Source organism: Rhizobium alarense (assembly GCF_021555155.1).
Classification (GTDB): Bacteria; Pseudomonadota; Alphaproteobacteria; order Rhizobiales; family Rhizobiaceae; genus Rhizobium_D; species Rhizobium_D alarense.
Genome location: NZ_JAKGBU010000006.1, coordinates 19,734 through 42,174 on the forward strand (window position 1 = coordinate 19,734; position 22,441 = coordinate 42,174).

Sequence of the window (22,441 nt, forward strand, 5' to 3'; positions counted from 1 at the left end):
GGTGTTTTGGATTATTCTGGACAGCCGGAACCGGGAATTTAGTGCCGGAAGAGAACGCATATTGCTGCCGTCTGCCTTAATCTATCTTAACCGATCTTTGCCGATCTTTGACCCGACCTGACACTCGATCCGCTACATCCCGTGCAGGAAAACGGGATCAAGCGCGGCATGAAGGCGGCCCATCGTGGAACAGTCGGTATCGGCAGCATTGCGGCCTGCCTGATCGTTTCGGATTGCGCAGTGGCCGCCGAAGTCGAGACCGTGCTCGTACGGATCGACAGCACACGACGACGGATCGGCGACGCCACCGTCGCGGCGCGCAACTACCGCGCCTCTTTCAACGCCGCGGATTCGAACTGGAGGGTGGGTGGCGCGAGCCTTCTCGACCGCGAGGACGCCCGGCGTTCGGCACAATCGGCGGAGGTCTCGCTCATCGAGATCCGCCGCGACTCGGTGGGCTACTGGATCGCCCTCTACAAGGTACTCGGCGGTGGCTGGCATGCGAGCATCGCACCCGCCGAACCCCTCCGGGAAAGGCCGAAAGGAAATCTGCTCTGATGCAACGGATACCTCTTCTCCTCGCCCTTTTTCTGGGTGTGCACCATGTTTCCGCGGCCCGGCCTGCACGAGCCCAGGTGAACGAGGCAACCGCGCTCACCGTCGCCGTGGCAAAGCCGGCAGAGCGCCGATGGCCGGAAACGGTACCCGCCAGCGGCTGGCTGAAACCCTGGCACGAGGCGATCATCGCTGCGGAAATCGATGGCCTGCGCGTGACCGACATCCTTGTCGATGCCGGCTCTGCCGTCTCGAAGGGCCAGCCCCTCGTCCGGCTTGCCGACGAGACCGTGCGCGCGGACCTGCGCAAGGAAGAGGCCGCGCTGGCAAGTGCCAGGGCAGCCCTCGCCAAGGCCGGGGCAAATGCCGACCGGGCACGCAAGATGCAGGGAAGCGGCGCGCTTTCGGACGAGAAGATCAACGAATACCTGATCGGCGAGGAGACGGCGATCGCGGACGTCGAATCCGCCGAAGCCTTGCTGGAAAGCCAGAAGATCAAGCTCGCCCAGACGACGATCGTCGCCGCCGACGACGGGCTGATCACATCCCGCTCGGTCCAGCTCGGCGCCGTGGTCTCCTCCGGCACGGAGTTGTTTCGCCTTATCCGCCAACAGCGCGTCGAATGGCAGGCGGAAGTGTCCGCACGCTATTTGCCTCGCATCAGGGAAGGCCTGACCGCTACGATCGTCGGTCCGGATGACCGACGGGTTCGGGGAACCGTTCGGCTCGTCGGGCCGACGGTCAGCACCGATACCGGACGGGCGATCGCCTATGTCTCGCTGCCGGCGGAGGCGCGCACGCCCGTCGGCCTTTACGTCATCGGCCAGATCGAGCTTGAGACCACGGCGGCGCTCACCGTGCCCGAGGCGGCGCTCGTCCTGCGTGATGGCATCGCCTACGTCTTCACGGTGGATGCAGAAAAGCGCGCCTCGCGCGTTCGCGTTGAGACCGGCCGCCGCAATGGCAGCGAAGTGGAAATCCTTTCCGGTCTCGACCGCTCGACGGATGTCGTGGCAACGGGCGGCGCTTTCCTTTCGGACAGGGCGCTCGTCCGGGTGGAGGAAGAGGCGCTCGTCCAGCTCGAGGGGAAGCCGCGATGAACTTTTCCGCCTGGTCGATCCGCAATCCGGTTCCCGCCATCCTGCTGTTCATCCTGCTGACCGTCGGCGGCCTCGTCGCCTTCGACCGGCTCGCGGTGCAGAATTTTCCCGACATGAACCTGCCGATGATCGAGGTCAGCGCCATGCTTGAAGGCGCAGCACCGGCCCAGCTTGAAACGGAAGTGGCGCGCAAGGTCGAGGACAGGCTCGCCTCGCTCAGCCTCCTCGACCACATCACGACGACGATCACCGATGGGTCGGTCTCCATCAATATCTCGTTTCAGTTGGGGAAGGACAGCGAGGAAGCATTGAACGAAGTGCGCAATGCCGTCGACAGCGCGAGCGGTGACCTGCCCTCCGGAATGCAGACGCCGGGCGTAACGAAGACGACGGTGCAGGGCTCGCCGCTCCTCACCTACGCGGTACGCTCCACCCGCCTCGACGAAATGGAACTTTCCTGGTTCGTCGACAACGATATGACGAAGGCCCTGCTCTCGGTCCCCGGCGTCGGCGAGGTCAGCCGGATCGGCGGCATCGACCGCGAAGTCCACGTCGATCTCAGCCCCCGACTCATGAACGCGCTGGGCGTGAGCGCTGCAACCGTTTCCGCACAGCTCAAATCCGTGCAGTCGGACACCTCTGGCGGCCGGGCGGAGATCGGCGACGGCAGGCAGACGATCCGCACGCTCGCCGCGGTCTCCTCCATCGAAGAGCTCAAGGCGCTCGCGATTCCGCTGCCGAGCGGCGAACGCGTGCGGCTCGACGAGATCGGCGCGGTGACGGACAGCTTTGCCGACCGCTCTTCCATCGCCTATCTCGACGGCGAGCCGGTGATCGCCGTGCAGGTCAAGCGCTCGAACGGCTTTTCCGATACGGGTGTCGCGGCCGCCATCGAAGCGGCCATGCAGGACTTTGCCGCCGCCAATCCCGATGTCGGGATTGGCGAGGCCTACAGCACGGTCGGGCCGATTATCGAGAATTACGACGGCTCCATGCACATGCTCTACGAGGGCGCGATCCTGGCGGTCGTCGTGGTCTGGCTCTTCCTGCGCGACTGGCGGGCGACATTCCTTTCGGCGATAGCGCTGCCGCTCTCGGTCATACCGGCCTTCCTCGTCATGTATCTTGCGGATTTCAGCCTCAACACGGTGACGCTGCTGGCACTCTCGCTCGTCGTCGGCATCCTTGTCGACGACGCCATCGTCGAGGTGGAGAACATCGCGCGCCACCTGCAAATGGGCAAACCGCCCAAGGCGGCCGCGCTCGAAGCCGCCGACGAGATCGGCCTTGCCGTCATCGCCACGACCCTGACGCTCGTCGCGGTCTTCCTGCCGACCGCCTTCATGAGCGGTATTCCCGGCCTGATCTTCCGCCAGTTCGGCGTCACGGCAGCCGTGGCGGTACTCGCCTCGCTGGTCGTCGCGCGCCTGCTGACGCCGATGATGGCGGCCTACATGATGAAGGCGCATCCCGTCGGGACAAAGGACGGCTGGATCATGCGCGCCTACATGGCCTTCGTCAAAACCTGCCTGCGCCATCGCAAGCTGACGGTTCTCGGCGTCTGCATATTTCTCGGGCTCTCGCTGTCGACGATGACGATGCTCAACTCCGGCTTCCTGCCGCCTTCGGACGATTCCCAGACGCAGGTCACGCTGACGCTGCAGCCCGGCAGCACGATCGAGCGGACGGATGCGATGACGCGGCGGGCGGCGGAGATCGTTTCCGGCCTCCCCGACGTTACGCGCGTCTTTTCGGCCGTCGGAAGCGCCTCGTCGAACGACCTGATCGACTCCTCGGCGACCATGGATATGGCGACCGCCTCGCTCGTGGTCGATCTGAAGACGATCGGCGAGCGCGACCGCAAACAGGCCGGGATAGAAAGCAACATCCGAGAGGCGCTTTCCGTTCTCCCCGGCGTCAGGGTCGCGGTGGGCACGGGGGGCAACGGCACGACGCTGGAGATCACACTTGCCAGCGATGATGCGAATGCGCTCGACCAGGCGGCCGGCGCGCTCGAAGAACAACTGCGCGGCCTCCGGGGCATCGGCGCAGTGACCTCCAGCGCCTCCTTGCAAGCCCCGGAAATCCAGATCGTCCCCGACCTCGACCGCGCCGCCGCCCTCGGCGTTACCGCCGAAGCAATTTCCGAGGCCGTTCGCGTGGCCACGAGCGGAGACTATGCCTCGTCGCTCGCCAAGCTCAACCTGCCGCAACGCCAGCTTCCCATCCGTGTCCGGTTCGATCCCGGCAACCGGACGACACTCGACGATATCGCCAGTCTCCGCGTTGCCGGCGCCAGGGGCAGCGTCGATCTCGGCTCGGTCGCCGACATCCGCATTGGCGGCAGCCCGTCGCAGATCAGCCGCATCGACCGCTCCCGCAACGTCACGCTGTCGGTCGAGCTCAACGGCCGCATCCTCGGCGAGGTCTATCGCGCGGCGCAGGCATTGCCCGCCATCCAGAACCTTCCGGACGGGGTGCGGCTCGTCGAGCAGGGTGAACTTGAGCGCAGTTCCGAACTCTTCGACAATTTCGCCGTCGCCATGGCGATCGGAGTGTTCTGCATCTATGCGGTGCTCGTCCTGCTCTTCCATGACTTCCTCCAGCCGCTGACCATCCTCATGGCGCTTCCGCTGTCGCTCGGCGGCGCCCTGCTGCCGCTGGTCATCACCGGCACCAGCTTCTCCATGCCGGTGGTGATCGGCCTCCTCATGCTGATGGGCGTGGTGACGAAGAATTCGATCCTGCTTGTCGAATACGCGATCATGTCGCGGCGCGCCGGCCTCTCGCGGTTCGACGCCCTTGTCGACGCCTGCCACAAGCGTGCACGTCCGATCGTCATGACGACGATCGCAATGGCCTGCGGCATGCTCCCCGTGGCTCTCAGCCTCAGCGGTGGCGATTCGAGTTTCCGTCAACCGATGGCGATCGTCGTCATCGGCGGCCTGATGACCTCCACCGTCCTCAGCCTCGTCGTCATTCCCGTCATCTTCACCTTCGTCGACGACTTCCTGGAGGTCCTCACGCGACTTGGGGGCGGAACAAGAGCTGCGCAAAATCGTATGCTGAGGTCGAACGAAACATGAGGCAGGACGATGGCATCGATGTCCCCGGCGGCTTGAGGGCGCAGCAAGGGCATTGATGATTCCGGCCGCGACGGCGCTTGGCCTTTATCTGTGCTACCGCCCTGCCCTGCCTTTCCTGGCGGCCCTGATCCTGGTGGCCTCAGTCGCGGTTGCCGCGCTGACGGTGCTGGTCTTCGTTGCGCAACAATTGCTGGGCGAGATCGTGAGGGGGCCTACCGATCTCGAAATGGTTCGAGAAAGATGAACGCGCTGCTGCTCTCGTTGCCGAGATCGCCGGCAATGTTCGTGACCAATTCACCCTGCGCGAGACGCTGAAGCGCCAAGCCGACATGCGTTGCTTGCCGTCAGCGCTTGAGCACCCAGATGGTCCTCCCGTTCTGGGAAGCCGCAATCCCCGCTTTCGTTCGTTTTAGCTGAAGGCACCTTTCGGAATCTCCCGGACGCGGCGTTATGCAAATGCCGTCAGGAACGGTTCGCCATGTCGGGTCTATACTCTCTATGCTGTTGCTGATCGTTCCGCGGCCATCCGGACGAAACACAAGGATGTTGGAGGCCCTTCGTTTAACGACATACATCTCCCATGGCTTTCCGTCGGCAACGACGCCGGCCAAAGCCTCGTCGGCACGGGCCTGCCCCTCAGCCAGGAATGGAAGCGCAAGAAACACCATCACACGTAGATCGGGAAAGCGGTTTCGGCGTAAGCGAGTTGAGGGCATCAATCTTCTCCAGTTTGTTCGGATGATCCACTTGATCCACACCACGCACTCTGCGTCGGAGCCGACTTGTCTGTCCAAGACGACGGCGTGCCGAATTGCGAGGCTGCAAGATCTGTCACTCCGGATGCGTGGCCAAGCCTCTCGCAAGCCTGATATTTGGGCTTTCCGCCAAGGTTGGATTTCGGAGGAAGGCAGTTCCGGGAGTCCCTTGAACGGCGTCGGCCGCCGCCCGGTCAACATGATCATGTGACATTTCGTTCGCTTGTCAGGTCCGGGAAGGAAAGGCCGGCAGCAGCTATTGCCACCGTTCTGCGGGCTGGGCGGCAGCAGGGTTGTCCGTAAACAAGGGCCGGTCTTTCCACAGGCTGCCACTTGCCATCTTTGCATATCCGAGGTTGTAGGCGGCGCGCATATAGTTGGTGTTGAACGGATCGGTCATGTCGTAGGGAATCTGCGTATCGATCGAGGCCACGCGGAACCGAATGCCGTTCTTCTGGGCGTAAACGTAGGTGGCCAGCAGCGCGCTGCGTGTCTGTGCCTTGATGAGAGAAGAACTCGCTCTGGCCATGACCACGAACATGTTGTTTGTGGTCATGACGAATTCCGGCATGAGCGCATTGTTGACGATGATATACATGTTCAACCGGCGACCTTTGGACCACGCACCCGTCTCCGCGTCGGCCATCCATCCCTCCGGGATCGTCAGGATCTGGGAGGACGAACCGCCGTCGGAGTGCATTTCCGCGAACTCACGCCCCCCGGATTTGGCCTTGATGAGTACGGCCGGGAAAAGACCGGGCACGCTTGCCGATGCGATGATGATGTCCTGGAAGAGTTTCAGTGCATCGGGCCGGCCGCTGTCGGCGATGGCACCCATGTTCCAGATTACCGCCCTTTGGGAATCGAGATTCGAGGTCAGAACGAGCAACCGCCGTCCCTTGCGGTGTTCCGCGGCGATTTTCGCCAGTATGTCTCGTGTCAGGTGCCGCTCGACCATTGCTCGAAGCGGCCCCTGCTTCAGGAGGCTCGCGCCCAACAGAGCCTTCGGCAGGAAATCCGCGTCGACCAACTCCTTGGCGACGCCGCTTGTGTACAACTCGACAAGAACCTCGTCGTAGCCCGGGCCGAGAAACGCATAAGGCGCAATCAGCGCTCCGGTACTGACGCCGCTGACGATGTCGAATTCCGGCCGCTCTCCCTTATCCGACCAAGCCTTCAGCGCCCCTACGCCGAACGCACCTCCAGCGCCTCCGCCCGACAATACGAGATAGTTGATTTCCTTGTGTCTCGGGATGGGAAGCCACGCACGCGCGTCGGGAAACTGCCGGCTGGTATCCGCATAGATACGGATATCGCTAAACCCTTCAATATTGGCTCTTGCCGCGACCGTCGGCCCGTATGCGATACGGTCCGGCGCCATACAGCCGGCCAGAAAGGCCAGCATGAAGATTGCTACCAGTCGATCCACGTCTGTCGCCCTGTACTCAGCCGCTGTCCCGCAGGAAACGATAAAGTCTCCACGGACGGGCGCGCCCTGTATCCGCGAACTTCCTTCTGAATCGCGTCAGGCGGCATTAATTCAGATTCGCCATTGCCTTGGATTTTGTATTGTTAAGATTTGTTTGCCGCGTGATGATCGACCGTGACCGGCGTCATCGCCTGCCGGACTTGTGTCGGCTGAAGGGCATTGGCCATTTTGCCGATGCGCGGCATCCGGCAACAAAACTTGATCGAACGCCTCGGTTTCGTCTCGGCTTTGACATCGCAAGGTTTTCCGGCGCGGCTATCCATCCGATCAGAAAAGCAGGAGATCCTCATGCATCGGGATGAGATGACGATAGCCGATGTCCTGGAAGACCCGCTCATCGGACAGATGATGCGTGCAGACCGGGTATCCTTGCGAGAGATGAAAAAGCTGCTTCAGGGCGCGCGGTCGTTGCGCCTCCGATCAGCGTCACCTGATCGGCTGACCGCGGAGCCCGCTTTTTTCCCGACGACCTGAAGGAGGCCCGTTTCAGTTGGGGAGCGCGTTTCGCGCGAAAGTCGTTTCCGGTTGCGGCGGAACAGGTCTGCTTTGCCGTGAAACAGCCTGCGTCGGCGGCAACAGTATCGTCACGCTCAGGCCGTGCGGAATGATGTTCTCCAGCACAAGGGTGCCACCGTGGCCCTTCACAATCTCGTCCGCGATCGAGAGGCCCAGCCCAAAACCCGCATTCGAGTTCTGATTCCGCGCCTCATCGGCCTTGTAGAACGGTTCGAGGACTTTTTCGTGGAGGCCGTCTTGAAGGCCGGGGCCGTTGTCGCTCACAACAATGACCGCTTCCCCTTGATCGTTAGCAGACAGTTCGAGGTGCACGGCCGTACCAAATCTGACCGCGTTCTCGACAAGATTGGTAACGGCACGGATGAGAGCCTGCTGTTTGCAGAGATACCCGAAACGCTGTGGTCCACGGTAAGCAACGTTATGTCCAAGATCGCAAAATTCCGATGTGACCGTCTGCAGCAGGCTTGAGATATCAACCTTTCGAAGCGATTCCACTGCGGTATTGCTGCTTAGATATTGGAGACTCCCCTCGATCATGGAGGTAAGCGTGTCAATCTCGGCAAGCATCGCCTCCCTTTGCGCGGGACCTCTGGAGCGCTCAACGCGCATTCGCAGCCGAGTAAGCGGCGTCCTCAGGTCATGGCTGACGGCCGTCAGCATTCGTGTGCGATCGTCGACCATCTTGCGAATACGACGGCGCATGTTGTTGAGTGACGTCGCCAGCGTGCGAAGTTCCTTGGCACCTTCTGCGGTGAACAGTTCTTCTTCGTTTCCATCGAGGCGCAATCTCTTTGCCGCGTCTGCAAAACGAACGAGAGGCGACGTGATCATGCGACCTATGTAAAGGACCAGGAGGAGCATCGGCAGCATCAGAATGGTGACCTTGGCGATGAACTCCAGAATTGTGCTGAAAAACGACGGGGAGATATCGGCGCCGGAGAATCCGATGACGAGGGCACGATGCGCATCGAGGCGCACCGCCAATGTACTGTGTCCTTCGCCTTCTGGCGTATTTTCAAGAACGACCGCTTCAAAATCGGCAGGCAGGACGCGGCGAAGCTCATCCGAGATGAGATGGTCATCCGTTTGATGCCCCCCTCCGCCAGCGACATCGCTCCACGGCAGAACCCTCAATTCGAGACCGAGCGGCGCACTCGACCGCACCACATTCTCGATATCGGATTCGTCTCCGGCGTTCCTGATCTGGGTCACGATCAGTTCGATTTGAGCGCCCTTGACCATGAGCATTTTCTCATTCTGGAAAATGAACGGCTCCGGCAGCATCGCAATGATGCATATGACGATCACGGGAATCGGAATAGACGCGAACACTATGAATTGCAGGCGTATGGACGCCCTGCGGAAGCGATCGATCATGGTGCTATCGCAACCTCCGGCGTGAAGATATACCCGCCCAGGCGCACGGTCTTGATGAATGTCGGCTCCTTGTAATTCGGCTCGATTTTCTGCCGGACACGGCTGACATGCACGTCGATGCTGCGTTCGACAGGCCCTGCAGAGCCTGCGTGGGTACGGGAAAGTATATCCTGGCGGGTCATCACCTGCCGGGGGTTGCGGCAAAACACCAGCAGCACGTCGAATTCCGCTGTCGTCAGCGAGACATGGATACCGTCGCCGTCGATCAGTTCGCGGGTGACAGGGTCAATCCGCCACCCTTCGAACGTCATGGCCTCCAGGCTAGGCTTGACTTGCACCGAATAGGACGCGCGACGCAGAAGCGCCTTTATTCGCGCCAGAAGCTCCCTGGAATGAAACGGTTTCGTGACGTAGTCGTCGGCACCCAGTTCCAACCCGACGACCCTGTCGATCTCTTTTGTCAGCGCGGTGAGCATGAGGATCGGTGTCGTATCGGAAAACCTGATCCGTCTGCATATGCTGAAACCATCCTCGCCGGGCAGCATTCCGTCCAGCACGATAAGGTCGAACGCTCTCTTCTTCAGCGCGCGGTCCATTTCGATCGCCGATCCCACAGCTTCGGCGGCGTAACCTACCTCCTTCATCAGATCGATCAGCATGGTCGCGATGCTGCGATCATCCTCGACGATAAGAATTCGGGCCGACGCTTGAGCAGGGGCATTGCTTGTGATGCAATCCATAGTCACGGCCATTCATGCCGCCTCCGATTGTCGTGTATCTGGCCCGACGGTTGCCCATTCGATCGCGAGAACCCGCCTTTGTTATGCGTCAAGCATGGTCTTTGTTCGACTGGCCGCCTCAGAACTTGTGACCAACGAACATCATGACGGATGGCTGGGTGTCTTTCTGGACAATCGGGCTTTTCCTCGCATCGCCCGTGAGAATACCGAGTTCGGCCTGGCCGCGGATGAACCAGTTTTCGGACGCCAGGTAGGTGACGGACGCCGTCAGATCGACGCGCTTGAAGCCCGCCCCGGCGTCATAGGTGGCAAGGCCGGATCTTGCCGACTGCGTGGGGGTGACGCCGAAATAGGATTTCATGTGCTTCTTGTCCGCCCACGTGGCCGCCGCCCCTGCGGAAAAGATAAACTGACCCCACATGTGGGAGACCTCCGCACCGAACTTGCCGGTCAGGCCGTCGCTTCCACCGATGTTCCTGTCGATTTCCGCTTTGAACTCCACCGGTCCGAGTTCGTATGAGATGACGCCGCCGAGCACGCCGCCGCCGTCGATATCCCCGAGGCCCTTCAAATGCGGGCTTTCGTCCTCGTCTCGGCCGAAGTCGAACCCGCCCTTGGCGCTGACGGTGAGGTTCTCCGCCTTGTAGACGTCAACGGCGAGACCCATGGGGGTGACGTGCAGAAAGTCGTAGAACGTTGCGGTGATGAATGGAACCGGCACCACCTTGAGGTCCTTCGATCCTTCGAATTTGGGGGCGTACATGGCGCCTGCACCAATGACGACCTCCCAGTCGTGGAGTTTGCCGCGCAAACCGCCGAACCGTTCGCCGTCGAGTTCCGGCTGCACCGCTTCGCTGGAGTCGCCGCCCAGGGCATTCGCATCGGCGGCTTTTGCCGTATTCCGCAGCGCCAGGGGCACGATCAGCGCAGACAAGACAATCAAACCGGCATTCTTCATCATGGAAGACAATGTTCGCTCCTGGGTACGGTTAGGATATGCAGGTCGCGCATGCGGCCTTGCGAAGGTATGTGCGGGATTCGTTTTGGGATGGGTTTTGTCTTGTTAAGAAATATTTCCGCGCCGGAGCGAGGCCGAATACCGCTCGAACGTCAGTTCTGCGTCTGGACGTGCGCCCGGCGAAACTCCAGCCATGAACGGAAGATATTGTAACGGCCTATTCCGGGGAACGGCCCCTGTCCGTAGAGGGGGTGACATTGCAGGTGCGCATATCCCCGCCACCTCCGCCGGGACGTGCCGGCAACATAGATTGCAGAGGCCAGGCCCGTGCGCTTCGATCCGTGCTCGCAATGAACGAGCGCCGGCTTCTTCGCTTTCACCATGATTGATGCAGGGCGCTCCATGTCTTCCAGCGACGAAACAGACGCGGGCAAGCCGGCTCGGTCAGGCGGGCACTTTCGCCTGCCGGGGCAACAAATCCGAGCGCACATTAACAACACTTAAAACTGTCCGGTCAGGGGAGAGGCTAGTTCCAGGCGACGGCGTGTCGGGCCACCGATTGCGCGTTTGCTGCACCCTGCCTGGAGAGCTTCATGTTTTCAAATCTGGAGTCGACGCAGGAGACGGAACACGTCCAACGACATCCCTCTCTTCCATCGGATGTTCAGGATTTTCATCGCTCCGTTTCGATCATCGTGCCGACGCTGAATGAAGCGGAGAACATCGACAGAATCCTGGGTGATCTTGTCGAGCATGTCCGTGAGCATTTCGATTTCGAGATCATCGTGGCGGATGGCGGATCGACCGACGGCACGCGGGAGCACGTGGCCCGCTGGGCAAAGCGGCACCCGGTCCGCCTCGTCTCGAACGATGGTCCCGGCGGATTGGCCGAAGATGTGCTGGCAGCGGCCGCCAAGGCGAAACACGCGATTCTCGTCGTTCTCGATGCCGACGGAAGTCATCCGGCTTCCTCCATACCGGACCTCGTAAGGCCCGTTTCCTCGGGCGATTGCGACATGGCGATCGGTAGCCGATATGTCGATGGCGGTCGGGTCGTCGGCTGGCCGCTCCGTCGCCGAACCCTCTCGCAGCTCGGCGCGGCGTTCGCTTCACCGTTCACCGACGTCAAGGATCCGCTCTCGGGATTTTTCGCCGTGCGACGGGCGTGCCTGTTGGCAGCCGGCGGCCATGCCGAAGGATTCAAGATCGGTCTGGAGGCGATATTCGCCGGTGGAGACACGCTGACGGTAAGCGAAATCCCCATCTCATTCAGCGATCGCATCCGGGGCACCTCGAAGATTGGGGCGAGCCAGTTCGCCGCCTACCTCAAGCAATTGATGCGATTTGCCAGGGGCACGTCCTCCGCGGGCACCATTCACCGCTTCGCGATGGTGGGCATGGCCGGCTTGGGTCTTGACGTCCTCGTGGTGTCCGCAATGCGCGCTCTCGGCGCCGATATAACGCTCGCGCATATTTCCGGCTTTTGCTTTGCAACGGTCTTCAACTATCTGGCCCATGCGAAATGGTCTTTCGAGGACCGGGGCAAAGGCAATACGCGGCTCGCCCGTTTCATGCTCCTGTCGACGCTGGCACTGGCGATGCGCGGCGGTTTCATAGCAGCCGCATCCGATCTTGGACTGCCATTTTTCCTGGTCGTGCTGATGGGCATCGCCGGCGGCGGCGGCGTCAGTTACATCGGCAACGAATTCTACGTTTTCCGCAGCAACACGGTTCTTTCCCCGACAACCCGGTGGAGATTGGGGGTCGTCGCCGTCGCGGCCTATGTCGTCGCCCTGCGGATCGTCTGTCAGGGCGCCATAGACCTCATGCCCCAGGAGGCCTACTACTGGAACTACGCCCAGCGTCCGGATTGGGGCTATCTTGATCATCCCCCGATGGTCGCATGGCTGATATGGCTTGGGACGTCCGTTTTCGGCGATTCCGAGTTCGGCGTCCGGATAAGCGCCACGTCGTGCTGGCTGGCCACGGCCTTCTTCGTCTTCCGGTTTGCCCACAACCTGTTTGGACGCACGTCGGCCGTCCTTGCCCTCCTGCTGCTGTCCATTCTCCCGTTCTTCTTTGCCATTGGCCTGGTGACGACGCCGGATGCGCCGCTCACCGCCGCCTGGGCGGGGGCCTTGTATTTTCTGGAACGGGCGCTGATCGGAAATCGCGAGACGGCGTGGCTCAGCGCTGGCGTGTGCATCGGTCTCGGCATGCTGTCGAAATACACGATCGCCCTTCTGGGGCCTGCGACGATCGTGTTTCTGATCGTCCACCCGGCCTCCCGGCGCTGGTTCCTCACGAAATGGCCCTATCTTTGCGCAATCCTGGCGATCGCCCTGTTTTCCCCGGTGATAGCCTGGAACGCCACCCATGACTGGGCCTCGTTCCAGTTCCAGGGAAGCAGACGATGGCTGGCGGAGGATATCCGCTTTTCCACGCCCGCCCTTCTCAACTTCATCGCACAAGTGCTGGGGCCTATCGGTCTGATCCTGGCCGGTGTCGCGATCGTCAGGCTGGTTCGGCTTCCCGGCGGACACGGCATGCGGAGCCCTGCGGCATTCATCACCGTCTTTACGCTGGTGCCGCTTTCCGTCTTCCTTGTCTTCAGCCTGCTGCACACCGTCAAGCTGAACTGGACCGGCCCGGTCTGGCTCGCCTTGCTGCCGGCGATGGCCAATGCCGTTGCGACAACGGTAAAAGACGGCCGCAGGCCGCGCCTTGTGGCAGCGTTGAAAGCCGGTACGGCGACCAGCGTCTTGTCGGTCGCCCTCTTTCTTCACTATCTGGCACTGGGCCTTCCGTTCGTCGGCTATTCCGGCACCCTGTGCGGCTTGCCCATCGCCTGGGAGGAGTTTGTGTCCGACGCAGAACGGATCGGGGCCAAGGTCGCGGCCGAGACAGGGCAGTCGCCGCTGCTTGTCGGCATGGACGCCTACACTATCGCCAGCGAACTTGGTTTTTACGGCAAGGGGCGCACGGCGTTAACCGACATCACAAGCCGGAACCTGTTCGGAAGAAACGGGCTCATGTTCGGTGTGTGGGCTTCAGACATTCCGTCCGAACGCAGCGCCGTGATCCTGTATGGCCTGAAAGAGAGCAGCGTTTCCGCCGGCGAGCTTGAAGACTGGTTTGAGAACATCGGGCCGGTGAGAACACGGGTGGTGCGAAAAAATAACGCCGTGGCAGGACGACTTTTCTACAGGATAGGCTACGGGTTTCGCCGGCCGGACTGACATTCTTCCGTCGCCTCAAGCGTTCACCCGGACGATGTCGCGATGAGCGGCGTATCCTTCGTCCGAGGCCGCATCTCCCACCGTCGCGTTCTCTGGTCTCCGCGCAGTATTTTCTGACAACGGCTCCTACCGCCATTGAGAACATGCGGGAGAACCGGTTTTGGCGGCAGCGGAAACGATAAGCCAGCCGCCACAAGCGACTGCCGTTCGGGGTTGCGAGCAGGAACAGGCCGCCGCCGTCCGACAGCGTGAATTGTTTGTCGCGCAGCTTGATGGATCGGAGCGCCGCATCACTGATGCCTGTGCGTCGTCATGTGCTGGTGCGTCGTTGGTGCCGTGATCTCGACACCAACAATCATACCAGCAAATTTTTCGGATGCCGAACGATACCAGCAAACGTCATTGGACGCATGCCACCGAAATTGCTTGAGAATTTCGGGGTTTCTCAGACATCCGCGGACGTTGAGAAACAGGGAAATGGTGCCCAGAAGAGGACTCGAACCTCCACACCCTTTCGGGTACCAGCACCTGAAGCTGGCGCGTCTACCAATTCCGCCATCTGGGCGACGGACCGGCATGTAAGGGGCATGCCGGTCGGTGTCAACAGCCATTTTGAAGTTTTCACGACGGCGGCCGATAAAGTCGGCGATCAGCCCGCAACCCATCCCGAAAGCAGGGCAAGCCCCTTTGCAAGCAGCTCCTGGGCCGCCGCCTCATCCCGCGCCTCGACATAACAGCGCATCTCCGGCGCGTTGCCGGACGGGCGGAGATGGATGATGCTGCGATCCTCCAGCGTTATGCGCAAGCCGTCGATGTCGCTCGTTTCGGCCGGCAGGCCGACGGGCGCGAGAAAGGCCGCGAGTGCTTCCGGGCTCGACCGCAGCATCGCCATCAGCGCGGCGCTGCGCTCCTGAACATAGTTCTCGATCCGGTCGCTGGCGGCGACCGGAAGGGCATAGCCGGATGCAAGCGCAGACAGCGGCTTGCCGCGCGAGACCGCGCGGTACAGCGCGGCGAGAATCGGCAGGAAGCAGTCGCGGGTCGGCAGGGGCGCAAGCGTTCCGCCATGCACCGCGAAGGGTGTCGCGGTCAGCGTTCCGCCGTTCGCCTCGAAACCCATCACCGCCCCTTCGCCCTTCGCCACCGCCTCCGCCATGGCGGCAATCACATAGGGCGAGCCGACACGCGTGCGCATCACCCGGTAGTTTCCGGCCGCCTCGATGCCGGAATTGGACGTGACCGGCGTTGCGATGACCTTCGCCCCGAGGAAGTCGGCCGCGACGAGCCCGAGCAGATCGCCTCGCAGCGGCGTTCCCCCCTCGTCCGCAACCAGCGGCCGGTCGCCGTCGCCATCGGCCGAGACGATCGCGTCGAGACGGTGTTCGGCCGCCCATCGCTTCAATTTGGCAATCGTCTCCGACGAAACCGCTTCCGTGTCGACCGGGATGAAGGTTTCCGATCGGCCGAGCGGCACGCAGTCGGCGCCAAAATGCGAAAGGATGTCGCCCAGCATGTCGCGGGCGACCGTGCTGTGTTCGTAGACGCCCACCCTGAGGCCGGCAAGCACACCCTCCGGCAGCAGGGCCCGGTTGCGGTCGAGGAAAAGCGCCCTCGCCTCTCCCGACCGGTCGCCGGGTGCGGGCTCGCTCTCCGCCGGCGGCAGTTCCGCAGCCTGCGCGATCACCGTGATGGCCGCCTCGTCCACCTTGTCGATCTCACCGTCCGGACGGTAGAACTTGATGCCGTTGCGGTCGGCCGGGATGTGGGATCCCGTGATCATCAGGCTGGCGCGACGATGGCGCAAGCCGAGCAGGGCAAGCGCCGGTGTCGGCAGCGCGCCGCAATCGACCGGCTTCAATCCGGCAGCCGCGATCGCCGCCATGGCGCGTGCCGCAATCGCCGGACTCGACTGGCGAAAGTCGCGCGCCACGAAGACCTCGTCGCCGGGCGCGGCGAACCCGGCCTGACGCAGATGGCGCACGAAGGCAACCGTATGCACGGTGGTCGGCGGCCCATCAAGGTCGACCGACAATCCGCGAAGTCCACTCGTGCCGAATTTGATGCTCATGCCTTCAACCTCATTTCATGCGCGCGGGACAGGCGCCGTCCAAAATTTTCCCGAATATTGCGTTCCGGCAGAAGAAGTCCATCCAGCGAGGCTCTGCCGTATGCAAGCGGAAGATGGACCGGCCGGCGAATAAAACAAGAAGACGACGCGTCAGCCCGGCAGGGACGCAGAAGGGATGACACCCACATCAAGAAGAGAGGATAGAGAATGTCAAGAATTCGCAATATCGCCTTCGGCTGCGCCATGAGCGCGGCGTCGGTCCTGGCTCCGATCGGCGCGGCACAGGCCGGTCCGCTTGCCGTGCCCGGTCTCAGGATCGAAACGGCAAGCGAGATCGTGCCGGCGAGGCTCGTCTGCAATGCCTACCGCTGCTGGAACACGTATCCGCGCCGCTACTACCGTCCGCGCTACTATCGTCCGCCGGTCTACCGCGCGCCGGTCTATGGCGGCAGCGCCCATGTGCGCTGGTGCCTGAACCGTTACCGGACCTACAACCCGGCGACGAACCGCTATCATGCGGGCGGCGGCGTTTACCCGATCTGCTATTCGCCCTATCGCTGATCCTGGCGCCAGGCAGGGGCGGCGCATCCGTCCGCCCCTGCCACGGCGGCGATGCGCCGGCTGCCGTCATGCCGGCTTGCCGGCCGTGGACGGTCCTGCCGCGTCGACATGGCCGAGGTCCCTGCCGGGTTCCACCACGTCGCGCACGCGCTGCTTCAACTCCTTCGGCCCGGGAAACCCGCCGTCGCGCTTGCGTTCCCAGACGACCTGGTCTCCGACACGAATTTCGAAATTGCCACCAGTGCCCGGCACGAGGGTCACGGCGCCGAGCGTGTCGGAAAAGGTCGAGAGCAGTTCCTGCGCCATCCAGGCAGCCCGCAGCAACCAGTTGCATTGTGTGCAGTAGACGATCGTGACGTGGGGCTTGGCGGCAGCCATGGACAATCTCCTCCGTTTCGGATCGATACTAGCGCCGAACGGTCGGATCCGCCACGAAGGATCCGCAGACGGCGCAGCCTCACGTAAATGTCAACTTAATTCATCAAGTTTTGAATCGAATGGCCTTGCAGGATATGCCGCGGCCGCGACAGAGATATCGCAGCGCAACATCCATGAAAGGTTATCCATGAGCAACGCTTCCGCAACCGCACCCCGCCTCATCGTGCCGGCACTCGGTCGTCTCTATGCAACGCTCGGCGAGAGCGCGGAAACGCTGATGCGCCTCGCAGCCGGCCTGCTGCTGGCGACGCATGGCTACGGCAAGATCCTTGATCCGTTCGGGGCCTCCGGCATGGTCGAAAGCCTCGGCTTCTATCCGGGTGTGTTCTGGTCGCCGCTTCTGGCCGCAACCGAGTTCTTCGGCGGCATCCTGATCGCGATCGGCCTGCTGACGCGGCCTGCCGCGGTCGCGGCCACCATCGTGCTTGCCGTCACCATCTACTTCCACGGCATCGCGCAGGGTCAGGGACTTGCCGGCGCCGAAAAGTCGATCCTCTGGGCGACGATCACGCTGTTCTTCGCCATCCGCGGCGCCAACAGCCAGTCTGTGGACGCCAGGCTCGGCCGGCAGTTCTGACGCGGTCGTAGGCCTGACTGCCGCCTTGAGCGGGCGGCAGTCAGCGCGACAGCATGCCGCGCACCGCCGAAAGCAGCTTCTCGGCATCATAGGGCTTCGTCACGATCTGCACGTCCGGCAGGCCGGGAACACCCCGGCAATGAAACTCCGAGACCGTGGTCAGAAGCACCTGCACGCCGAGCGCCAGGAGGCGTTCGGCGCGGGCGACGGCACTCGCAGGCTCTGCCGGAACGTCGAGCAGGCAGAGAGCCGCAGTTTTCAACTGCTCATCGTCCTGCCCGTCGAGTTGCTCCGGCCGGACCAGGCTGATGCTGCAATCGAACGCCGACTTGATCAGATATTCCGCGTCGATCGCGATCAGGAATTCTTCTTCCGCGATCAGGATGCGCGGTTGCATTTTTGTCACGGCCGCACTCCCGGCGTTAGAATCCAGTCCTTGGCCGACAGCCGCTGCGGTCGTCCGGAGGGGCGGACCTTCGTGCGATCCCCCTGCCGTGTCATTTAAATTTGACATAGTACCCGACGAATTCGGAACCCCCCGTCATGCGCCGCGTTGACACGACTCCCCTGCCCTCGTTCGCCATGCGCAACGGTGAAGGGCACGCAACCGGAGAGGCGTATGGAAAGACGGAGGAACGGCAATGGCATTGGCGGAAAATGGCATACGCCCTGCACGCAGTGTCCGCTGCGCGCACTGCCGCATTTCCGGGACTTCAACGCCAAGGAACTCGATTTCGTCGCGCATTTCAAATCCGGCGAGCTCTCCGTCGACCGGGGTTCCACGTTTCTCGTCGAAGGCACTCACAGCCCGCATATCTACACGGTGCTGAACGGCTGGGCCTTTCGCTGCAAATTTCTGTCCGACGGCCGCCGGCAGATTCTGAACTATGTGCTGCCGGGCGACCTCGTCGGTCTGCAGGGAGGTTTGCTGGGTGCGATGGACCATTCCGTGGAAGCGCTTTCGCCGCTGACGCTGTGCGTCTTCGAGCGCTCGAAGCTCGACCGTCTGTTCGAGCGGCATGCGTCGCTCGCCTATGACCTGACCTGGATCGCCGCGCGCGAGGAGCGCATCCTCGACGAACACCTGCTGAGCATCGGCCGGCGCTCGGCGATCGAACGCACCGCGTACCTGCTCTCCTATATCGAGCAGAAGGCGCGGCAGGTGCACATGCTGACGGTCAACCGCCCCGTCATTCCCGTCACCCAGCAGCACGTGGCGGATACGCTGGGTCTCTCGCTGGTTCATACCAACAAGACCTTGCGCAAGCTCGCCGATCGCAGGCTGATCAAATGGCTCGACCGCGGTTGCGAGGTTCTCGCGTCGGACGACCTCAGGCGCCTGGCGCAGTGGGAGGGGCTGCCGGAGATGCAGCGGCCCTTCATCTGAGCGTCAGCCGGCGACGTCCCAGTGCAGCTTGAACATCGGGTCGAAGACCGTGACGGGTCCGGCACCGGTGTCTATCTTGTGCGGAAAGGACAGCGGGTCGTCCCGGCGCACCAGGGTCACGCGCTCCTCGTTCGGCGCAAGGCCATACCAGGCAGGACCGTTCAGCGACGTGAAGGCCTCCAGCCGGTCGAGCGCGCCTTCGTCCTCGAAGACATGCGCGAGGCAGCTCATCGTGTTGATCGAGGTGTAGATGCCCGCGCAGCCGCAGGCACATTCCTTCAGCGGATCCGCGTGCGGCGCCGAATCGGTCCCGAGGAAGAAGCGGCGGTCGCCCGAGGTCGCGGCTTCCCGAAGCGCAAGACGGTGCTCCTCCCGCTTGGCGACCGGCAGGCAGTAGTAATGCGGGCGGATGCCGCCGACGAGGATCGCGTTGCGGTTGATGATCAGGTGGTGGGTGGTGATCGAGCCCGCGAGGTTCCTCCCGCTCGACCGGATGTAGTCGATGCCGTCCTTCGTCGTTACGTGTTCCATCGTGACCTTGAGTTCGGGAAGACGCTTGCGGAGCGGGTCGAGCACGGTCTCGATGAACACCGCCTCGCGATCAAAGATATCCACCTCCGGCGTCGTCACCTCGCCGTGCACGCAGAGCGGCAGGCCGATCTTCGCCATGCGCTCCAGAACCGGCATGGCATTGTCGAGATTGCGCACGCCGCCATGCGAATTGGTGGTGGCACCGGCCGGATAGAGCTTGACGGCGGTGATCAGGCCGCTCGCCTTGCCGGCCTCGACGTCGTCCGGTTCGGTGTGTTCCGTCAGATAGAGCGTCATCAGCGGCTCGAAACGGTCTCCTGCCGGGATCGCCGCCAGGATGCGCGCGCGATAGGCCTTCGCGTCCTCGGTCGTCACCACCGGCGGCACGAGGTTGGGCATGATGATGGCGCGGGCGAAGTGCCGCGCCGTGTCGCCGATCACGCCGGCGAGCATCGCGCCGTCGCGCAGATGCAGGTGCCAGTCGTCCGGGCGACGGATGGTGAGTTCGGTGATCGCAGAAGAGGTCATGGCGCAGCTCCCGGCATCGTGTCCGGGTCCGATAACATCAAGCGTGGCGTGATGACAATTCCTGCCGGGCGATCCGGGTTCAGAAGGTGTCGACGCGAATATCCGCAGCGCGCGAGTTCTCGGTGATGCGCCTGCCGTTCGGCAGGTCGTTGCCGTAGAGCTTCCACTCAATGCCGGCCTCGTCCAGCCCGTAGTGGATCCAGCGCTCGCGCAACCGCTCCTCCAGCACTTCATTGGTGGGGCCGACGAAGATCGTGAGGTCGAATTTCCCGTCGAGCCGCGTCCACGGCGCTTCGTCCAGCAGCAGATAGTTGCCTTCAACAAGGATGATGCGCACGTCCGGGCCGATGGCGCGGGCGGATGCAATGGCGATCTCGCGCGCGCGGTCGAAGACCGGCACCAGCACTTCCTCGTTTCCACGGCGCACCGCGTCGACGATATCCGCGAAGCCGCGCACGTCGAAGGTTTCCGGTGCGCCCTTGCGCGGCAGTAGGCCGCGCGCTTCGAGGATACCGTTGTCCATATGGAAGCCATCCATCGGAAGGACTTCCGCAGCCTCGCCCCTGGTGACGAGAGCCTCGCGCAACGCATCGGCGAGCGTCGACTTGCCGGCGCCCGGCGGGCCGGCGATGCCGACGAGGAAACGGCGCGCCGGGCCGGCGCGCCGCAGGACGGTTTCGGCGATCTCCGCCAGGGTCATGCGGCGACCGCCTCCCGGGGCGCTTCCTTGGCGCCGGTCATGAAGGCGACGGCATCCGACATCGTGTAGTCCTTCGGGTTGATGACGGCCAGCCGCCGTCCGAGCCGATGGATGTGGATGCGGTCCGCCACCTCGAAGACATGCGGCATGTTGTGCGAAATGAGCACGATCGGCAGGCCGCGCCGTTTCACGTCGAGGATCAGTTCGAGAACCTTGCGCGATTCCTTGACGCCGAGCGCCGCCGTCGGTTCGTCCATGATCACGACCTTCGACCCGAAGGCAGCGGCGCGTGCCACCGCCACGCCCTGGCGCTGGCCGCCCGAAAGCGTCTCCACCGCCTGGTTGATGTTCTGGATCGTCATCAGGCCGAGTTCGGTCAGCTTGTCGCGGGCGATTTTTTCCATCCGCGGGCGGTCGAGCATGCGGAAGACCGAGCCGAGTGGACCGGGTCGCCGGATCTCGCGGCCGAGGAACATGTTGTCGGCGATCGAAAGCGCCGGCGACAGCGCGAGGTTCTGGTAGACGGTCTCGATGCCGGCGTCGCGGGCCGCCATCGGCGAGGAAAAGTGCACCACCTCGCCATTGAGCCGGATTTCGCCTTCGTCGGGCCGGACGGCGCCCGATATCGCCTTGATCAGCGTGGATTTGCCGGCGCCGTTGTCGCCGATGACGGCGAGGATCTCGTTCTGACGAAGGTCGAAATCGGCCTGGTCGAGAGCGGTAACGCGGCCGTAGCGCTTCACCAGGCCGCGGGCGGTGAGGATATTTTCGGTCATCAGCCTGCTACCTTTCTAATCCACTGGTCGAGGGCGACGGCCGAGATGATCAGCACGCCCGTGAGCAGTACCTTCCACTGCGGATCCGCACCCAGCATGTTGAGGCCCATGGAAACGACGCCGACGATCAGCGCGCCGAACATCGTGCCGAGGATCGATCCACGTCCGCCGAAGAGCGATATGCCGCCGATCACGGCCGCGGTGATGGCCTGCAGGTTGTAGTCGGTGACTGCCCAGGACGGAGAAATCGAGCCGTTGCGGCCGATCGAGACCCAGGCGGCGAGCGCCGCGATCACGCCTGCCAGCGCATAGGTGCCGAGCAGCACGCGGTCGGTGCGGATACCCGCCAGTTTCGCCGCTTCGGGATCGTCGCCGACGGCATAGAGATGGCGGCCCCAGGCGGTGTGGTTGAGCGCATACCAGAGCACGATGACGAGGAGGATCATGGTGATCACACCGAGCGTCAGCACGGCGCCGCCGAATTTGAAGCTTATGCCGAAAAACTGCAGGAAGGGGGCCCTGGCCTCGATATCGGCGTCGCGCAGGGTCTCATTGGCCGAATAGATGAAATTCGTCGCCATGACGATGTTCCAGGTACCGAGCGTGACGATGAAGGGCGGCAGCTTCAGCTTGGCGACGAGGAAGCCGTTCAGCAATCCGCAGCCCCCTCCCACCACCAGCCCGATCACGACCGAGAGCGGCGCGGGTATGCCGTAATGCAGCGCGCAATTGCCCATCACCACTGCCGAGATGACCATGATGACGCCGATCGAGAGGTCGATGCCGGCGGTCAGGATGACCAGCGTCTGCGCCGCGCCGAGTATGCCGACGACGGCAATCTGCTGCAGGATGAGGGTCAGCGTGTAGCTGGAGAAAAATCGGTCGCCGATGGTCAGACCGAAGATGATGATCGACAGCACGAGCACGATCGCCGGCACTGCCGCAGGCGTCGAATGCAGGAAATGCTGGATCTTCTGAAGCGGCGATCGCGAGTGAAAGGTAGCGACAGACGTGTCGCTCTGGTCGAGAACCTTCTCGAACTCCTGGAGACTTGCCATGA

At 62.7% G+C, this 22,441-nt stretch carries 20 protein-coding genes, 1 tRNA gene and 1 pseudogene; 9 read left to right on the forward strand and 13 right to left on the reverse strand.

The annotated features are described in order from the left end of the window. The first annotated feature begins 168 nt into the window (after window positions 1-168). Genes LXM94_RS03075 through LXM94_RS03090 form a run of 4 tightly spaced genes read left to right on the forward strand, consistent with a single transcriptional unit; the run spans window position 169 to window position 4,985 of the window. Complete coding sequence (locus LXM94_RS03075) at window positions 169-558, forward strand: hypothetical protein (protein ID WP_235769679.1); 390 nt, start codon at window positions 169-171, stop codon at window positions 556-558. Further along, a complete protein-coding gene (locus LXM94_RS03080; RefSeq protein WP_235769680.1) occupies window positions 558-1,655 on the forward strand; it encodes an efflux RND transporter periplasmic adaptor subunit in 1,098 nt (365 codons plus the stop codon). The genes LXM94_RS03075 and LXM94_RS03080 overlap by 1 nt, the downstream gene beginning before the upstream one ends. Next, on the forward strand, window positions 1,652-4,741 hold the full coding sequence (locus LXM94_RS03085; protein ID WP_235769681.1) for an efflux RND transporter permease subunit: 3,090 nt from the start codon (window positions 1,652-1,654) through the stop codon (window positions 4,739-4,741). Before LXM94_RS03080 ends, LXM94_RS03085 begins: the two co-directional genes overlap by 4 nt. 52 nt (window positions 4,742-4,793) lie before the next feature. Then, window positions 4,794-4,985, forward strand: a complete 192-nt coding sequence (locus LXM94_RS03090) for a hypothetical protein (RefSeq protein ID WP_235769682.1) — start codon at window positions 4,794-4,796, stop codon at window positions 4,983-4,985. Window positions 4,986-5,752: 767 nt separating this feature from the next. On the opposite strand, the gene LXM94_RS03095 is transcribed toward LXM94_RS03090, so the two are convergent. Beyond that, window positions 5,753-6,925, reverse strand: a complete 1,173-nt coding sequence (locus tag LXM94_RS03095; RefSeq protein ID WP_235769683.1) for a patatin-like phospholipase family protein — start codon at window positions 6,923-6,925, stop codon at window positions 5,753-5,755. Between the two features lie 219 nt (window positions 6,926-7,144). On the opposite strand from LXM94_RS03095, the gene LXM94_RS03100 reads away from it, so the two are divergent. After that, window positions 7,145-7,459 carry a hypothetical protein gene (locus LXM94_RS03100; protein WP_235769684.1) on the forward strand — a complete coding sequence of 105 codons (315 nt, stop codon included), beginning with the start codon at window positions 7,145-7,147 and terminating at the stop codon, window positions 7,457-7,459. 12 nt (window positions 7,460-7,471) lie between these two features. On the opposite strand, the gene LXM94_RS03105 is transcribed toward LXM94_RS03100, so the two are convergent. The 3 genes from LXM94_RS03105 to LXM94_RS03115 all read right to left on the reverse strand — a co-directional run bounded on the left by LXM94_RS03105 (window position 7,472) and on the right by LXM94_RS03115 (window position 10,579). Continuing rightward, the gene (locus tag LXM94_RS03105) at window positions 7,472-8,878 is read right to left on the reverse strand and encodes a sensor histidine kinase (protein ID WP_235769685.1); all 1,407 of its coding nucleotides are present in this window, start codon (window positions 8,876-8,878) and stop codon (window positions 7,472-7,474) included. Then, on the reverse strand, window positions 8,875-9,630 hold the full coding sequence (locus tag LXM94_RS03110; protein WP_235769686.1) for a response regulator: 756 nt from the start codon (window positions 9,628-9,630) through the stop codon (window positions 8,875-8,877). Before LXM94_RS03110 ends, LXM94_RS03105 begins: the two co-directional genes overlap by 4 nt. Before the next feature lie 106 nt (window positions 9,631-9,736). Beyond that, window positions 9,737-10,579, reverse strand: coding sequence for a MipA/OmpV family protein (locus tag LXM94_RS03115; RefSeq protein WP_235769747.1), 843 nt, complete (start codon window positions 10,577-10,579; stop codon window positions 9,737-9,739). Between the two features lie 590 nt (window positions 10,580-11,169). Here LXM94_RS03115 and LXM94_RS03120 point away from each other — a divergent pair. Beyond that, entirely contained in the window at window positions 11,170-13,815 is a 2,646-nt protein-coding gene (locus tag LXM94_RS03120) for a glycosyltransferase family 39 protein (RefSeq protein WP_235769687.1), read from the forward strand. 130 nt (window positions 13,816-13,945) lie between these two features. On the opposite strand, the pseudogene LXM94_RS26270 reads toward LXM94_RS03120, so the two are convergent. The 3 genes and pseudogenes from LXM94_RS26270 to LXM94_RS03135 form a co-directional block, all read right to left on the reverse strand. Continuing rightward, window positions 13,946-14,113 (reverse strand): annotated as a pseudogene (locus tag LXM94_RS26270) (Arm DNA-binding domain-containing protein); the annotation flags it as partial. A gap of 180 nt (window positions 14,114-14,293) precedes the next feature. After that, window positions 14,294-14,380, reverse strand: a tRNA-Leu gene (locus LXM94_RS03130). A gap of 84 nt (window positions 14,381-14,464) precedes the next feature. After that, on the reverse strand, window positions 14,465-15,883 hold the full coding sequence (locus LXM94_RS03135; protein WP_235769688.1) for a phosphomannomutase: 1,419 nt from the start codon (window positions 15,881-15,883) through the stop codon (window positions 14,465-14,467). Between the two features lie 207 nt (window positions 15,884-16,090). On the opposite strand from LXM94_RS03135, the gene LXM94_RS26275 reads away from it, so the two are divergent. Beyond that, window positions 16,091-16,444 carry a BA14K family protein gene (locus tag LXM94_RS26275; protein ID WP_408015577.1) on the forward strand — a complete coding sequence of 118 codons (354 nt, stop codon included), beginning with the start codon at window positions 16,091-16,093 and terminating at the stop codon, window positions 16,442-16,444. Between the two features lie 66 nt (window positions 16,445-16,510). On the opposite strand, the gene LXM94_RS03145 is transcribed toward LXM94_RS26275, so the two are convergent. Continuing rightward, the gene (locus tag LXM94_RS03145; RefSeq protein WP_235769689.1) at window positions 16,511-16,822 is read right to left on the reverse strand and encodes a SelT/SelW/SelH family protein; all 312 of its coding nucleotides are present in this window, start codon (window positions 16,820-16,822) and stop codon (window positions 16,511-16,513) included. Between the two features lie 187 nt (window positions 16,823-17,009). Here LXM94_RS03145 and LXM94_RS03150 point away from each other — a divergent pair, with 187 nt between their 5' ends. Next, window positions 17,010-17,459 carry a DoxX family protein gene (locus LXM94_RS03150; RefSeq protein WP_235769690.1) on the forward strand — a complete coding sequence of 150 codons (450 nt, stop codon included), beginning with the start codon at window positions 17,010-17,012 and terminating at the stop codon, window positions 17,457-17,459. Between the two features lie 40 nt (window positions 17,460-17,499). Here the strand turns inward: LXM94_RS03150 and LXM94_RS03155 are convergent, their stop codons facing one another. Continuing rightward, window positions 17,500-17,865 (reverse strand): hypothetical protein, encoded by a 366-nt coding sequence (locus tag LXM94_RS03155; protein WP_235769691.1) that lies wholly within the window; start codon window positions 17,863-17,865, stop codon window positions 17,500-17,502. Window positions 17,866-18,078: 213 nt separating this feature from the next. On the opposite strand from LXM94_RS03155, the gene LXM94_RS03160 reads away from it, so the two are divergent. Then, window positions 18,079-18,846 (forward strand): Crp/Fnr family transcriptional regulator, encoded by a 768-nt coding sequence (locus LXM94_RS03160; RefSeq protein WP_235769692.1) that lies wholly within the window; start codon window positions 18,079-18,081, stop codon window positions 18,844-18,846. 3 nt (window positions 18,847-18,849) lie between these two features. On the opposite strand, the gene pyrC is transcribed toward LXM94_RS03160, so the two are convergent. The 4 genes from pyrC to LXM94_RS03180 all read right to left on the reverse strand — a co-directional run bounded on the left by pyrC (window position 18,850) and on the right by LXM94_RS03180 (window position 22,439). Continuing rightward, complete coding sequence (gene pyrC / locus LXM94_RS03165) at window positions 18,850-19,890, reverse strand: dihydroorotase (RefSeq protein ID WP_235769748.1); 1,041 nt, start codon at window positions 19,888-19,890, stop codon at window positions 18,850-18,852. A gap of 94 nt (window positions 19,891-19,984) precedes the next feature. Then, window positions 19,985-20,605 carry a nucleoside triphosphate hydrolase gene (locus tag LXM94_RS03170; RefSeq protein ID WP_235769693.1) on the reverse strand — a complete coding sequence of 207 codons (621 nt, stop codon included), beginning with the start codon at window positions 20,603-20,605 and terminating at the stop codon, window positions 19,985-19,987. Continuing rightward, window positions 20,602-21,384 carry an ATP-binding cassette domain-containing protein gene (locus LXM94_RS03175; RefSeq protein WP_235769749.1) on the reverse strand — a complete coding sequence of 261 codons (783 nt, stop codon included), beginning with the start codon at window positions 21,382-21,384 and terminating at the stop codon, window positions 20,602-20,604. Before LXM94_RS03175 ends, LXM94_RS03170 begins: the two co-directional genes overlap by 4 nt. Continuing rightward, on the reverse strand, window positions 21,381-22,439 hold the full coding sequence (locus LXM94_RS03180; RefSeq protein ID WP_235769694.1) for an ABC transporter permease: 1,059 nt from the start codon (window positions 22,437-22,439) through the stop codon (window positions 21,381-21,383). The genes LXM94_RS03175 and LXM94_RS03180 overlap by 4 nt, the downstream gene beginning before the upstream one ends. Window positions 22,440-22,441: the final 2 nt, after the last annotated feature.